Consider the following 13,757-nt stretch of genomic DNA (forward strand, 5'->3'; position numbering starts at 1 on the left):
TCAGGCGTCGAACGCGGCCGCGCGACGCGGCAGCGTGCGGTGAATGATAAACACCGTCAGCAGCAGCGTGGGAACCACCAGGATGCTCCCCTCCGGCCCGGTTTCGCCGCCCGAAAGCAACGCGGCCCCGGCCGGGTGCGAGGCAAGCAGGTGCCCCTCCATCGCCAGCCCGGAATCGCGCACGCCATACAGGAAGGATTGCGCCCAGTCCCACGTTGCGTGGAAGCCGATCGCCCACCACAGCGACCCGGTGCGATACAGCACATAGACGAAGGTGAGCCCGGCAAGGGCGACGCTGACCAGGCCCATCGCCGTTTCGCCCTTATTGGCGAGATGCCCGCCCGCAAACACCCCGACCGAGAAGACCAGTGCCGCCACCCAGAACCCGATCGTGCGGGCGTTTTTGCTGGCGGGAGCCACGGCGCGCACAATTCCCGCGACACCCCGCGCAAGCGTGTATTGCAGGAAACCGCGGGTCAGAAATTCCTCGAACAGGCCGACCAGGCAGAAGGCGAAGAACCACGCCGCGCCATACCCCAGCGCCGCACTGCCGCCGATCGCGAAGCCGTCGAACACCAGCGCGCCGGACAGCGTCAGCATTCCCACCAGCAGCGACAGCATGGCAATGCCCCAGGCCATGCCGGTGAGCAGATCGGGCACAGCGCGCTCCCGGCGCAGGCCATAAGCAGCGAAGGGGCGACGCTCGATCCGCGACATCAGCCAAGAGGTGACGAGCAGCACCGCGAAGGTGAGCGCTTCGCCCTTGATCGATGGGATGACGCCTTGCGGCGCACCTGAAGGGGGGTGGGGAGGCTTTCCGTTGATAAAGGTTGCCGCAGCCACCGCGCCGATCGTGAGCACGGTCAGGGTCAGGCAAAACAGCAGCAGACTCCACCCCGCACGTAGCCCGTCGCTACCGATGAAAATGCGGCGGAGTCCCCGGTCACGGGGCTGAGCGGTGTCGGCGTCGGTCATCAAGGTCCCCCCGGCGATTTTGGGCGTGTCGTGGTAGGCGGTCGATCAGTTCGGCGCGATAACCCGCTGGATCGCGCGGCACCACCCGTCGAGTCGGTCGACGCGGGTCTGCTCGGCGATTTGCGGGGTGAAGGTTTCAACGTGTCCACGCATCGCGCTGGCCTCTGCCAGATTGGCGAAAAGGCCACAGCCGACTCCCGCCAGCATCGCCGCGCCCAGTGCGGTTGTCTCGGCAAATTTGGGGCGCTCGACATTGACCCCGAGAATGTCGGACATGTCCTGCGCCATCCAGTTATTGGCGACCATCCCGCCATCAATCCGCACACACGCCCAGTCGACGCCGTCCGCAGCAAAGGCGGTTTTCAGGTCGTGCGCCTGATGCGCCATCGCCTCCAGCGCGGCGCGCACGATATGCGCCTTGCCGGTCGAAAAGCTTAAGCCCGAGATGGCGGCGCGCGCTTCGGGTTCCCACCACGGCGCACCCAGGCCGGAGAGGGCCGGTACGAGGAAGGTTCCGCCATTGTCGGGAACGCTGCGCGCCAGTATCTCGGTTTCCGCAGCGGTGCCGATCAGGCCGACCGCGTCGCGCAACCATTTGATCAAGCTGCCCGCGACGAATACCGAGCCCTCCAGCGCATAAGCGCGTCGCCCGTCAATCTGCCAGACGATCGTGGAGAGCAACCGGTTGCGCGAGGTCGGCGGGATCGGCCCGGCCTGGCTCAGGACAAATGCGCCGGTGCCGAAGGTCGCCTTGGTCTCGCCGATCTCGAGGCAGGATTGGCCGATGGTTGCCGCTTGTTGATCCCCGGCGATGCCGCAGATCGGGATGGGCGCGCCGAACAACCGGGTTTCACCGAAATGCCCGGCGCAATCGACGATTTCGGGCAAGGCCGAGCGAGGGGCACCGAACAGCTCGATCAGTCCGTCATCCCAATGGCCGCTGCCGATCGCCATCAGCGCGGTGCGGCTGGCGTTGGTGGCGTCGGTGATGTGCAGGCCGCCCGTCAGCTTCCAGATCAGCCAGCTTTCGACCGTACCGACAGCGAGTCGCGATCCGGCGGTTTTTACGGCATCCCAATGCGCCATCGCCCAGCCGATCTTGCTCCCCGAAAAATACGGGTCGAGCAACAGGCCGGTCTTGGCCTGCACCATCGGCTCATTGCCCGCCTCTTTCAGCGAGCGGCACGTCGCTGCGGTACGCCGGTCTTGCCAGACGATCGCGGGGGCAAGCGGTTCGCCCGTTTCGCGGTCCCAGAACACGATCGTCTCGCGCTGGTTGGTAATGCCGATCGCGGCAATCTTTTCGGCACCCCCCACTTTTTCTATCACCGTGCGGGCGACCGCGAGGGTTTTTGTCCAGATCTCGGACGCGTCGTGCTCGACTCGCCCGGGTTCGGGATAATGCTGGGTCAGTTCTGCGCCCGCCGTCGCCACACAGCTGCCGTCGAGGCGAAAAGCCATGGCACGCGTCGAGGTCGTGCCTTCGTCTATAACGAGAATGAGGTCTGACATGGGACAAGGGCTAGCGCGGTTTGCGCGGCGAGGGAATGCCGCTAGGAACGGGACATGGCAGATCGGGATGAAAGCAAGAGCGACGCGTTCGGCCTGACCGCGACGCGTGCGCATGACACTGAGGAGGAACGTCGCATTGGATTGCGGCGCGATCGCCTGTTGGCCGCACTGACGCTGATCGCCGGCGTGGGCCTGGCATTGGCGCTGCCCTTTGCGTTGAAGGCAGGGGCCGAGTTCTTTCTGCCAACCACCGCCGCTTTGGTGATCGCGATCGCCTTGGTTCCTGTTCTGGAATGGTTTGAGCGACGGCGCGTGCCGTCTGCGCTCGCTGCGTTGATTTGTGTGTTGTTGTTTCTGGTCGCGGCAAACGTTGCGCTGGCGGCGATCGTAGTTCCCGCGACGGAATTTTTTCGTCGCCTGCCTGAACGGATCGACCGGATCCAGATGAACATCGCGCCCTTGATCGATTTCTATTCGAGTTTCGAGCGTTACCTCAATCGCACGGTGCAACATCTGGCTGCATCGGGGCCGGTCCGGGCACCGGCCACCACTGCAGTCGCACCGCCGAGTTCGATCTTGGAGCTCGCCGCGAGTTTTGCGCCGTCGGTGATCGTGCAGGTGTTCTTCGGGATCCTGGTGGTGTTCTTCTTCCTCTCGGGCTGGACCGGGCTGCGCAAGAAGACGATCACCAGCCGCGCCAGCTTCGGCGGGGCAATGGCGACGGCGCGGGTCATTCAGGATGTCGTGGACGATACGTCGGCCTATCTTGGTACGATTACGATCATCAACCTGTCCTTCGGCCTGATCATCGCCGGCGTGTTGTGGGTGATGGGAATGCCCTATCCGTTGATGTGGGGTGGGATCGTCGCCTTGCTCAACTACGTCCCGTATTTCGGCCCGATCACGGCGGCGTTGCTACTCGCGCTGGGGGGATTGATGACCTTCCACGACATCTGGGTCGCGCTTGTGCCCGCCTTTGTGATGATCGGGTGCCATTTGATCGAGGCGAATGCGGTCACGCCGTTGATTGTCGGGCATCGCTTGACCATCAACCCGATCATGATTTTGGTGTCGATCAGTTTCTGGAGCTGGGTGTGGGGCACGGCGGGCACGCTGCTGGCGGTGCCCTTGCTGATCATCATCCAGACCGTGCTGGGGGCAGCAGGCAAGCCGGATATTGCAGGTTTTCTGTTTGAACACGGCACCTTGACCCGACCGCGTCGCGGCCGCGTCGATGCTTCTTTCGAAGAAAGTGAAACGGAGCGTTGACAGGCTAGGGGGCGTCGCTTAGGAGCCGCGCCTCACGCTTTTCAAGCGGGTGTAGCTCAGTTGGTTAGAGCGCCGGCCTGTCACGCCGGAGGTCGCGGGTTCGAGCCCCGTCACTCGCGCCATTCCCCGCAAATTGCTTGGGAAGGCCGCGATATCCCCTCAATTTTTTGACGTCCTGCAGCCTGGGTTCAGGCATTAGTGTTGAACGTTCGACGAACAATCGTATCGTGTTCTCCTGAGGTCATTGACAGGGTAGGGGGCGTCGCTTAGGAGCCGCGCCTCTCGCTTCTCAAGCGGGTGTAGCTCAGTTGGTTAGAGCGCCGGCCTGTCACGCCGGAGGTCGCGGGTTCGAGCCCCGTCACTCGCGCCATTCCCCTTCATGCCCAGGGGGAATCAGCGAAATTTCCCTGTCTCCATCCACGCCAGCATGCGCCGCATCGGCAGGATCCAGATCCAGGCGATGCCAGCGATCAGATAGAATGCGGCCTGCAACAATGGATGCCAGCCGCCGACCAGGCGAGACAGGCTGGCAACCAGGATGCACCACACGCCGATCAACACCAGAATCGCCAGCATCCCGACGGGTTTACGCCAACTTGGGGTCATGGTCGGGGAATCCATCCACATTCGGTGATGACGGCGTGGAGCGGCATGTCCCACGCTTCGGTCGGCAAGGACTCGACCTGTTGCACGCTCCACGCAACCCCGATCCGCCAAGCGTCGGGAAACGTCGCGAAGGCGCGGTCGTAATAGCCGGCACCTTGCCCCAGCCGATCGAGCTTCGCATCGAACGCCAGCATGGGCGTGAGAATGATATCGGGTTTCACTACAGGTGCGTCACTGGGAGGCTGGGAGAGCCCATACCGCCCCTCGACAAGCGCGACCTGTTCATCCCAGCCCAGAAAGCGCATTGGCGCTTCCCGAGTGGTCACATGGGGCAAAGCAAGACGGCAGCCTGCGGCGCGTGCGGCGGCGGCGAGGTGCTGGGGATCGGCTTCACTTCCCACGGGGATGTAGGACGTCACGCACAGCCCTGGTTTCAACAGCGCAAGCAAGGCCGTTGGCGGTTCGATCGGCGTGGATGACGTCGCGAAAAAGCGATCGCGCCTGGCACGAATTTGGGCGCGCAACGCCCGCTTGTCGATCGTCACCTGCATCGCGGCACCTTATACGGCGTCGCCGGTGGTGGCGAAGCCGGAGCGCCACGAACAAGCGGGGTGGCGGGACCGCCGTGGCCGTGTGCCGGGTTATCCTCTGACGCACGGTACGTCAGGTGGGGACCATGTGCGTCGGGCCAGGGCCCGGGCAGGGACAGCCCCCTTGGATGATGAATAGCCTCAGGGATAATAAAGGCTCGTACCGGGCAGTGCCCGCCACCAAACGATATAGGCGCTTGCGCGCTATTGCTCAAGGGAGGTGGCGATCGATTCGAGCCGTTCGGCGATGCGCGTCAGCAGCACCTCATCCTGGATCTTGGCCGGACGACGTTCCGCCTCGTCCAGCGCGTCCGCCAGCATCAGCGCAACGAACAACATCGTGCGCTCGCCATTCATCCCGCCCGACGCGCGCGCCGCGGTGGCCCATTTTGCGTCCAGCACGGTGCCGAGGCGAAGCAGCTGATCTTCCTGACCATCAGGACAGGCCACGGTATGGCGACGGTCGCCAATCGTCAGCGTAACGTCAGCCATCAGTCGCCCTCGCGCTGCAGAATGGCGTCGAGGGCGGCGATAGCCTCCGCCATGCGGGTCCGCAGCGTTTCATGGCGGCGCGCCAGGACTTGGCTGTGGGTCATCCGCGCTTGGGCGGCGGCGTCGATACGAGCGAGGGCACGGTCGATCCGGTCGAGCGCGGCAGGATAAGGAACGTCTGCCATGCTTACGAGATAGCATGGCGCGAGGCGGGGACAAGGCGCATTTGTGACGAGTTCGTGTCATCCGTTCGGATTGCACGATGAAGGGCGACGAAGAGGGCGGGCGGTTGACGTGCCCGCCTGTCGCCCGCAAAGACGCGCGCATTCGAAGGACTCGGTGGCGCGCTGCTACAGGGTCAGCCGCTTGAAGGAGCCAGCATTATGACGATCAAGGTAGCGATCAACGGTTTCGGGCGCATCGGCCGCCTGGTCGCACGTGCGATTCTCGAGCGGGGCGATAGCGGGCTTGAGCTTGTCACGATCAACGATCTGGCTGACGCCAAGTCCAACGCCTGGCTGTTCAGCCGCGACTCGGTGCATGGCAAATATCCGGGTGAAGTGTCGGCGGAGGGCAATGACCTGGTCGTCGACGGCAAGCGCATCCGCGTTACCGCCGAGCGTGATCCCGCCAATTTGCCCCATGCCGAGCAGGGCATCGACATCGTGCTCGAATGCACTGGCTTCTTCACCGATCGCGCGAGCTGCCAGAAGCATCTCGATGCCGGTGCCAAGAAGGTGCTGATCTCGGCACCCGGCAAGGGCGTCGATCTGACCGTCGTTTTCGGCGTCAACCATGACAAGCTGACCGCCGAGCATACGATCGTCTCGAACGCCTCCTGCACCACAAACTGCCTGGCCCCTGTCGCCAAAGTGCTGAACGACGCGATTGGCATCGAGCGCGGGCTGATGACGACCGTCCACGCTTACACCAACGACCAGAAGATCCTCGACCAGATCCACCCCGATTTGCGCCGTGCGCGCGCAGCGGCGATGAACATCATCCCGACCACGACCGGCGCAGCGCGCGCAGTGAGCGAAGTGCTGCCCGAACTTAAGGGCAAGCTCGACGGCTCTGCGATCCGCGTGCCGGTTCCCGATGGCAGCCTGATCGACCTGACCTTCATGCCGTCGCGGGAGACGACCAAGGAAGAAGTCAACGCGATCCTCAAGGCCGCGTCCGAAAGCGGACCGCTCAAGGGCGTGCTGGTCTTCTCGGACGAGCCGCTGGTCTCGGTCGACATCGTTCACACGCCTGCCTCTTCGACGATCGACAGCCTCGAGACAGCAGTGATGGACGGCAAGCTGGTCCGCGTGGTTAGCTGGTATGACAATGAATGGGGCTTCTCCAACCGCATGGTCGATACTGCGGGGGCAATGGGCAAGTTCCTCTAATGGGGGTTCTGGCGGGCATCGCCCGCCATGGCCGCCCGAAGGGTCCGATGGAGACGCTCGACCATGTCGAAGTGACACTGGACGGCGGCCTCCATGGCGATTTTCGCGGGGTGATCAAACCCGGTGGCAAGGGACGGCGGCAAGTCACGTTGCTCGAACGTGGTGATTGGGACGCGGCAATGGCCGAGGTCGGCCACAGCCTACCCTGGTTCGAACGCCGTGCAAACTTGCTGGTCGAAGGGCTTGATTTACCGCAGATTGCGGGAACGCGGCTGCGGATCGGCGAAACGGTAATCTTGATGATTACGCGCGAAACCGATCCGTGCGAGCGCATGGAAGCGCTCGCGCCCGGATTGAAGGCGGCGCTGCTGCCCGACTGGCGCGGGGGTGCGTGTTCGCGTGTTGTGGTCGGCGGGACGATCCGCGTCGGCGATGCAATTGTGGTTCTTGAGGAGTGATGGACATGACGCGGGCCTTCAAGACGTTGGACGACATGGGCGATGTGCACGGCAAGCGCGTGCTGGTGCGCGAAGATCTCAACGTGCCGATGCACGACGGCGCGGTGAGCGACGATACTCGGCTGCGCGCGACCGTGCCGACCGTCACCGAACTTTCCGACAAGGGCGCGATCGTGCTGATCCTGGCGCATTTCGGGCGGCCGAAGGGTGTGCCCTCGGCCGAGCTGTCGCTGAAGCAACTGGTTGGCCCTTATGCGGTCGTGCTCGGTCGGCCGGTGACCTATGTCGATTGGGAAGGCGATGCGGCGGCGGTTGCGGCGTTGCAGCCCGGCGACATCGCTGTGCTGGAGAATACGCGCTTCTTCGGCGGTGAGGAAAAGAACGATCCGGCGGTGATCGACCGCTTTGCGGCGCTGGGCGACCTGTATGTGAACGACGCCTTCTCGGCTGCGCACCGCGCGCACGCCTCGACCGAGGGGCTGGCGCATAAGCTGCCGGCTTTTGCCGGCCGCGCGATGGAAGCGGAACTCGATGCGCTCGACAAAGCGCTGGGCAGCCCCGAGCATCCGGTGGCGGCCGTCGTCGGCGGGGCCAAGGTTTCGACCAAGCTCGATGTGCTGAAGCATCTCGTCACCAAGGTCGACCATCTCATCATCGGTGGCGGCATGGCCAACACCTTCCTTGCGGCGCGCGGCGTCGATGTCGGCAAGTCGCTGTGCGAGCACGAACTGACCGGAACGGCTGAGAAAATCTTCGAGGCAGCGGATAGCGCCAACTGCACGATCCATTTGCCCTATGATGTGGTGGTGTCGAAGGAATTCCGCGCGAACCCGCCGGTCCGCACCGTCAATGTGCATGAAGTTGCCGCCGACGAGATGATCCTCGATGTCGGGCCGGCTGCGACCGAGGCGCTGGCCGATGTGCTCAAGAATTGCCGGACCCTGGTGTGGAACGGACCGCTCGGCGCGTTCGAGACGCCGCCCTTCGACACGGCGACGGTTGCGCTGGCGAAGACCGCTGCTGCGCTGACCAAGAGCGGCTCGCTCGTCTCGGTGGCGGGCGGTGGCGACACGGTTGCCGCGCTCAACCAGGCAGGCGCTGCGGACGACTTCACCTTCGTCTCGACCGCCGGTGGCGCGTTCCTGGAGTGGATGGAAGGCAAGGACCTTCCCGGGGTCGCCGCGCTGTCGCGCGGGTGATCAGCTTTGCGGGGCCGGCGGTGCCGGTTCCCGCAACAGCGGGACGAGTTCGGCGTTGAGCGAGTCGAGATCGAACGCCGCCGCCTTGGCGTAGCGGACATGGCCCGAGCGATCGATGATATAGTTGGTCGGAACCCCGCTCAGGATCGGGTAATTGCCCTTGATGCGGCGCGCCGAGGGCATGTGCATCACCGCAAACAGCTTCTTTAATTGGAAGAGCGGCAGCGAATCCTCGGTGGCGATGGTGAACACCTTGAGGCCGTGGGTCTTTTGCAGCTCGTAATAGGTGTCGAGTGTGGGCAGCTCCTTCTTGCACGGCCCGCACCAGGTGGCCCAGAAATTGAGCACGACGACCTGGCCGCGCAAGGCGTCGGACGAGACCTTGCTGCCATCGATCAGCGTGAGTTCGAACGGTGGCGCGACATCGCCCACCTTGGGCGGTCCGCCCGCGCCCAACAAGGCGACCGCGGCCAGCGCCAATGCGCCCGACAGTGCGACTTTCGAAAAACGGCGCATGGCTTCCCCCCTCAGAGATGCCCGCGAGCGTGCCGCGCCCCAAGGCGCGCGTCAAGCGTTGCCCCGGAGGATCGGGGTCGCTAACACCCGCGGCCATAACAACACCGCTTTAGGAAATGGGAGCTTCCGATGACGCCACAGGTCAAGGCCATTCTCGACAAATATGAGTCGGACAACCCTGCAACCAAGGCCAATCTCGCCCGCATCCTGATGCAGGGAAAGCTTGGCGGCACCGGCAAGCTGGTGATTCTTCCGGTCGACCAGGGGTTCGAGCATGGCCCGGCGCGCAGCTTCGCGGTCAATCCGCCCGCCTACGATCCCCATTATCACTATCAGCTTGCGATCGATGCCGGGCTTTCGGCCTATGCCGCGCCGCTTGGCATGTTGGAGGCGGGGGCGGAGACCTTTGCCGGGCAGATCCCGACGATCCTCAAGGTCAACAGCTCGAACAGCTGGGCGCAGGGCGCGAACCAGGCGGTGACCGGCAGCGTCGAGGATGCGGTGCGGCTTGGTTGCGCGGCGATCGGCTTCACCATCTATCCCGGTTCGGACGATTTGTTCGACATGATCGGGCAGATTCGCGAGCTTTCGGCCGAGGCAAAGTCGGTCGGCATCGCCACCGTGATCTGGTCCTATCCGCGCGGCGGCATCCTGCCCAAGTCGGGCGAACTGGCGCTCGATGTCGGTGCCTATGCCGCGCACATGGCGGCGTTGCTGGGTGCGCACATCATCAAGGTGAAGCTGCCGAGCGACCATATCGAGCAGAAGGAAGCCAAGCCCCTTTATGAGGGCACCGACTGGTCGAAGCAGGCGGACCGGGTGCGCCATGTCGTGCAGGCGAGCTTTGCCGGGCGGCGGATCGTGGTGTTCTCGGGCGGCGCGGCCAAGGGTGCCGATGCGGTCTATCAGGACGCGCGCGACATTCGCGATGGCGGTGGCAACGGCTCGATCATCGGCCGCAACACCTTCCAGCGCCCGCGCGCAGAGGCGCTTGAGATGCTCGCCAAGATCATCGCGATCTACAAGGGCGAGGAGTAAACCCGATGTCCGGGGCGGGGTGGGAGGCGGTCGACGGCTATATCGTCGACCATTTGCTGGGTGACGATGTGGTGCTGGATGCAGCCCTCGCTGCCAACGCCGCCGCCGGACTGCCGCAGATCGATGTCTCGCCCGCACAGGGCAAGATGCTGCATCTCTTCGCGCGGATGGTCGGCGCGCGGCGCATCCTCGAGATCGGCACGCTTGGCGGCTATTCGACGATCTGGCTGGCGCGGGCCCTGCCCGAAGACGGGCGAATGGTGACGCTGGAAATCGATCCGCACCATGCGGCGGTGGCGGGCGACAACATCGCGCGCGCTGGCCTTGGCGAACGGGTCGAAGTCCGCGTCGGCGCGGCACTGTTATCGCTTGAGGCGATGATCGCGCAGGGAGAAGCGCCGTTCGACCTGGTGTTTGTCGATGCGGACAAGGAAAATTGTGTCCCCTATGTCCGCTCGGCTATGGCGCTTGCGCGACCGGGCACGACGATCGTGGTCGATAATGTGGTGCGCGACGGCGAGGTGCTCGATCCGGCAAGTGCGGACTCGCGCGTTCGTGGGGTGCGGGCGCTGTTCAAGATGATCGTGGACGAACCACGGCTGAGCGCCACAGCGGTGCAGACCGTTGGCGCGAAGAAATGGGATGGCTTCGTGCTGGCCGTGGTGGGAGCCGTCTGAACGCGATGCCCCAAGAGTTCGCCTATCATCGCAGCCTTGGGCCGATGATAGGCGTGCTGCTCGGCATTGCGATTGTCGAGATGTGCGTGGTGCATCTGGTGGTGGGCGCGCTGTTCGGGTGGACGGTTGCGCTGGTCGTGGGTGTGCTCGACCTTTCGCTGGTGATCGGCCTGGCGCTGTTGCTGCGCTCCTTCCGGCGACTGCCGGTGACGATTGCGGATGGCGTGCTGACGCTGCGGGCGGGCCTGTTGAAGTCGGTTGTAGTTCCGGTGGGCCAGATTGCGGGCCTGCGCGCGACATGGGATGCGGCGGCGCTGAAGCAGCGCGGCGTGGTGAACCTGGCCTTGGTGAGTTGGCCGAGCGTGGTGATCGACCTCGATCCGCCCGTGCCGACGCGGCGCGGCAGGCAGGTCCGCGCGGTTGCGCACAAGCTCGACGATCCCGCCGCTTTCCATGCCGCGATCGCCGCGCTATCGCGCAGGGATGAACAGTGAAGACCCGCTAGGCCCGCTCGACCCCGATTTCGCGCTGCAATTCCAGCGCGACGACCGCCGACCCAAATGCCAGCTTTATCTGATCTCCCCGCTGGACGTGGGCGGCGGCTTCCCCGATCGGTTGAAACGCGCGCTGGAGGCGGGGCCGGTCGCGGCGTTCCAGTTCCGGGTGAAGGATGTGGACCAGCACAGCGCCGCGGCCCTCGCCGAGCCGTTGCAGCGCATTTGCGCGGATGCCGACGTCGCCTTCATCGTCAATGACAGCATTGCGCTCGCCAAGCGGCTGGGCGCGGACGGCGTGCATCTGGGGCAGGGCGATGGCGACCCGCGTGAGGCGCGCGCGCAGCTTGGGCCAGCGGCGCAGATAGGCGTCACATGCCACGACAGCCGCCATCTCGCGATGGAAGCGGGCGAGGCGGGGGCCGACTATGTTGCCTTCGGGGCCTTCTACCCGACGACCACCAAGACGACCGAGCATGTCGCCGATCCGGTGCTGCTGAGCTGGTGGTCGACGGTGTTCGAGATCCCGTGCGTCGCGATCGGCGGTATCACACCGGTCAACGCGCCGCCGCTGATCCGCGCCGGTGCAGATTTTCTCGCGGTGTCGGGCGCGGTGTGGGGCGGGGACGAGGCGGCTGCGGTACGCGCGTTCGAGGCCGTGCTCGCCGCCTGATGGCGCTTCAGTAGGTGTTCCGCCCGGCGCGGATTTCAGCCTTGGCGGTGAACAGCTTGCGGGCGGTGGTGCCGGCATCGCGCACCAGCACCATCACCTCGTCATTGATCTGGATCTTCTCGTCGGGGGACGGCCGCAGGATGGCGGCACCGCCGCGCTTGATCTGGACGATGAAAAACGCACCGGCCGCCTGACGTTCGGCCTCGCCGACGGTCAACACACACATCGCCGACCCGGCGTGCGCCGAGACGATTTCCAGATCCAGGCCCATTTCGCCGAGTTCGCCGCGCGCGCGTTTGAGCGCCGCGTCCGATCCCAGATCCGCGCTTTTCGGGAAGAGCACCATGCGTGCGATGCGTTCGGCACCGATATGGGTCGGCAGCACGACATGGTCGGCCCCGGCGCGGCGCAGCTTGCGTTCGGTCGTCGGGGCCTCGCCGCGCGCGATGATTTCGAGCGTCGGGTTGAGATTGCGCGCGCTGAGCGTGATGAAAACGTTCGCCGCGTCGTCTGGCAGGACTGTCGAGAGTACACGTGCTCGGTCGATCCCGGCCGCGAACAAAATCTCTTCCTCGGTCGCGTCGCCTCCGATGCACAGGTGGCCGGCGGCTTCGATTTCGGCGAGGCGATCGGCGCTGCGTTCGATCACGACCAGCGGCATGTTCGCCTCGGCAAGGTCGCGCGCCAGCATCGTTCCGATGCGACCAAAGCCGCAGATCACGACATGGCCGGACAATTTGTCGATTCGCGCGCGCATACGGTTGGCTCCCAGGATCTGGCGCAGTTGCAGGACGGTGAAAAACTGGACGAGCGCACCGGTCAACAGGATCATGCCGGTGCATCCGAACACGATCGTCGCGATCGTGATGGTGTGCAAATAGCCGGTGTCGATCGGCCTGACTTCATCATACCCGACCGAGAAGACGGTCAGCAGCACCATGTACGAGGCGTCGACGAAGCTCCACCCCGCCGCCATATAGCCGAGTGTCGCCAGGACGATCACCAGCCCGACATAGCCGAGAATAGTGATCAGATTTCTGGCAGGCGAGCCGAGAACGGCTTCAGCGTCGGCTAGGATCTTGCGCACGGAGGAGGACTGTTGCCCAGCGGGACGGGCAAGTCCAGTGGGCGATTAACGGCGCAAGGTTACCAGTGCCGCACGCGCCCCGTATCGACATGGACGAAGCCGTCGCGCGGATAATAGCCGACACCGCCGCCGCCCAGAGCGAGAGCTGCGCCGTGCAGCCGGTCGAGCGTCACGCCGGGCACCATGATGTCGGTCGCCTTGCCCAGCATATGCTGGCTCTGGCTGGCGACGCCGGTATGTTCGCCGCCCTTGGCACGGAGCGCGGCGTTGGTCGCGGGCGAGCGATAGCCCGAGATCAGATTGATCTTGCTGCCGCCGCTCAATTCCAGCTTGTCGCGCAACTGTACGAGCAAGGCGAGCAGACGGCGGTCCATCACCGTCGATTCACCGGTGCGCCAGTCGCGCAGGCCATGGTTCAGCTCGGCCAGCCCCTCGGGCAGGAAAGTCCCGTTCCGCGCGAACAGCGCATCGACGGTTTCGTTATTGTGGACGTTGCGAATGGCGAGGCGCCATTCCGTGCCGACCGCCATCGCCGGAAAAGGAAGCGCAAGCGCCGCACCGCCAACCAGCGCGCCGCCAAGCATCGCGCGTCGGGACACTATCATCGCTTGAGGCATCGCGCTGGACACAAGCCGCTATTCCAATCGTTTGTCTGCTTAGACCCCATGACTGCCGGAGCCTTGGAGGCTCGAATCTGAGATGCTGATGATGGATTTGTTAGCAGCGGAGACGAGTCATGACGGAGGCAGTGAAATACGTTGGTCTGGACGTTCATAA

At 64.5% G+C, this 13,757-nt stretch carries 17 protein-coding genes and 2 tRNA genes; 10 read left to right on the top strand and 9 right to left on the bottom strand.

Features of this window, described 5'->3' with window-relative positions:
- Nucleotides 1–975 carry a CPBP family intramembrane glutamic endopeptidase gene (locus ACP7BL_RS15385; RefSeq protein ID WP_426258764.1) on the bottom strand — a complete coding sequence of 325 codons (975 nt, stop codon included), beginning with the start codon at nucleotides 973–975 and terminating at the stop codon, nucleotides 1–3.
- A 45-nt stretch (nucleotides 976–1,020) separates the two neighbouring features.
- Nucleotides 1,021–2,487, bottom strand: coding sequence for an FGGY family carbohydrate kinase (locus ACP7BL_RS15390; RefSeq protein WP_426258765.1), 1,467 nt, complete (start codon nucleotides 2,485–2,487; stop codon nucleotides 1,021–1,023).
- 54 nt (nucleotides 2,488–2,541) lie between these two features.
- On the opposite strand from ACP7BL_RS15390, the gene ACP7BL_RS15395 reads away from it, so the two are divergent.
- From ACP7BL_RS15395 to ACP7BL_RS15405, 3 genes are all read left to right on the top strand, one after another.
- Complete coding sequence (locus ACP7BL_RS15395) at nucleotides 2,542–3,756, top strand: AI-2E family transporter (protein WP_033965757.1); 1,215 nt, start codon at nucleotides 2,542–2,544, stop codon at nucleotides 3,754–3,756.
- Nucleotides 3,757–3,801: 45 nt separating this feature from the next.
- Nucleotides 3,802–3,878 (top strand) — tRNA-Asp (locus ACP7BL_RS15400).
- Between the two features lie 171 nt (nucleotides 3,879–4,049).
- Nucleotides 4,050–4,126 (top strand) — tRNA-Asp (locus tag ACP7BL_RS15405).
- A gap of 23 nt (nucleotides 4,127–4,149) precedes the next feature.
- On the opposite strand, the gene ACP7BL_RS15410 is transcribed toward ACP7BL_RS15405, so the two are convergent.
- The 4 genes from ACP7BL_RS15410 to ACP7BL_RS15425 form a co-directional block, all read right to left on the bottom strand.
- The gene (locus ACP7BL_RS15410; RefSeq protein WP_033965758.1) at nucleotides 4,150–4,362 is read right to left on the bottom strand and encodes a DUF2842 domain-containing protein; all 213 of its coding nucleotides are present in this window, start codon (nucleotides 4,360–4,362) and stop codon (nucleotides 4,150–4,152) included.
- Nucleotides 4,359–4,913, bottom strand: coding sequence for a 5-formyltetrahydrofolate cyclo-ligase (locus ACP7BL_RS15415; RefSeq protein WP_426258766.1), 555 nt, complete (start codon nucleotides 4,911–4,913; stop codon nucleotides 4,359–4,361). The genes ACP7BL_RS15410 and ACP7BL_RS15415 overlap by 4 nt, the downstream gene beginning before the upstream one ends.
- 243 nt (nucleotides 4,914–5,156) lie before the next feature.
- Nucleotides 5,157–5,444 carry a cell division protein ZapA gene (locus ACP7BL_RS15420; RefSeq protein ID WP_126847243.1) on the bottom strand — a complete coding sequence of 96 codons (288 nt, stop codon included), beginning with the start codon at nucleotides 5,442–5,444 and terminating at the stop codon, nucleotides 5,157–5,159.
- Entirely contained in the window at nucleotides 5,444–5,629 is a 186-nt protein-coding gene (locus tag ACP7BL_RS15425) for a hypothetical protein (protein WP_126847245.1), read from the bottom strand. Before ACP7BL_RS15425 ends, ACP7BL_RS15420 begins: the two co-directional genes overlap by 1 nt.
- Before the next feature lie 198 nt (nucleotides 5,630–5,827).
- Between ACP7BL_RS15425 and gap the strand changes: the two genes are divergently transcribed.
- The 3 genes from gap to ACP7BL_RS15440 are packed head-to-tail and all read left to right on the top strand — an operon-like array spanning nucleotide 5,828 to nucleotide 8,495.
- A complete protein-coding gene (gap, locus tag ACP7BL_RS15430; protein ID WP_426258767.1) occupies nucleotides 5,828–6,838 on the top strand; it encodes a type I glyceraldehyde-3-phosphate dehydrogenase in 1,011 nt (336 codons plus the stop codon).
- Complete coding sequence (locus ACP7BL_RS15435; protein ID WP_426258768.1) at nucleotides 6,838–7,296, top strand: MOSC domain-containing protein; 459 nt, start codon at nucleotides 6,838–6,840, stop codon at nucleotides 7,294–7,296. Before gap ends, ACP7BL_RS15435 begins: the two co-directional genes overlap by 1 nt.
- Nucleotides 7,297–7,301: 5 nt before the next feature.
- The gene (locus ACP7BL_RS15440) at nucleotides 7,302–8,495 is read left to right on the top strand and encodes a phosphoglycerate kinase (RefSeq protein WP_426258769.1); all 1,194 of its coding nucleotides are present in this window, start codon (nucleotides 7,302–7,304) and stop codon (nucleotides 8,493–8,495) included.
- On the opposite strand, the gene ACP7BL_RS15445 is transcribed toward ACP7BL_RS15440, so the two are convergent.
- A complete protein-coding gene (locus tag ACP7BL_RS15445; RefSeq protein ID WP_426258770.1) occupies nucleotides 8,496–9,011 on the bottom strand; it encodes a TlpA family protein disulfide reductase in 516 nt (171 codons plus the stop codon).
- 129 nt (nucleotides 9,012–9,140) lie between these two features.
- On the opposite strand from ACP7BL_RS15445, the gene ACP7BL_RS15450 reads away from it, so the two are divergent.
- Genes ACP7BL_RS15450 through thiE form a run of 4 tightly spaced genes read left to right on the top strand, consistent with a single transcriptional unit; the run spans nucleotide 9,141 to nucleotide 11,893 of the window.
- Nucleotides 9,141–10,049, top strand: coding sequence for a class I fructose-bisphosphate aldolase (locus ACP7BL_RS15450; protein WP_126847255.1), 909 nt, complete (start codon nucleotides 9,141–9,143; stop codon nucleotides 10,047–10,049).
- Between the two features lie 5 nt (nucleotides 10,050–10,054).
- On the top strand, nucleotides 10,055–10,726 hold the full coding sequence (locus tag ACP7BL_RS15455; RefSeq protein ID WP_426258771.1) for an O-methyltransferase: 672 nt from the start codon (nucleotides 10,055–10,057) through the stop codon (nucleotides 10,724–10,726).
- 5 nt (nucleotides 10,727–10,731) lie between these two features.
- A complete protein-coding gene (locus tag ACP7BL_RS15460; protein WP_426258772.1) occupies nucleotides 10,732–11,220 on the top strand; it encodes a hypothetical protein in 489 nt (162 codons plus the stop codon).
- Nucleotides 11,210–11,893, top strand: a complete 684-nt coding sequence (gene thiE / locus ACP7BL_RS15465) for a thiamine phosphate synthase (protein WP_426258773.1) — start codon at nucleotides 11,210–11,212, stop codon at nucleotides 11,891–11,893. The genes ACP7BL_RS15460 and thiE overlap by 11 nt, the downstream gene beginning before the upstream one ends.
- Before the next feature lie 7 nt (nucleotides 11,894–11,900).
- Here thiE and ACP7BL_RS15470 read toward each other — a convergent pair whose 3' ends face one another.
- Nucleotides 11,901–12,980 carry a potassium channel family protein gene (locus tag ACP7BL_RS15470; RefSeq protein ID WP_426258774.1) on the bottom strand — a complete coding sequence of 360 codons (1,080 nt, stop codon included), beginning with the start codon at nucleotides 12,978–12,980 and terminating at the stop codon, nucleotides 11,901–11,903.
- Nucleotides 12,981–13,039: 59 nt separating this feature from the next.
- Nucleotides 13,040–13,585 carry a DUF882 domain-containing protein gene (locus tag ACP7BL_RS15475; RefSeq protein WP_033965794.1) on the bottom strand — a complete coding sequence of 182 codons (546 nt, stop codon included), beginning with the start codon at nucleotides 13,583–13,585 and terminating at the stop codon, nucleotides 13,040–13,042.
- Nucleotides 13,586–13,757: the final 172 nt, after the last annotated feature.

Origin of the sequence: Sphingomonas sp. DC1600-2, assembly GCF_049897605.1 — a bacterium.
Classification (GTDB): Bacteria; Pseudomonadota; Alphaproteobacteria; order Sphingomonadales; family Sphingomonadaceae; genus Sphingomonas.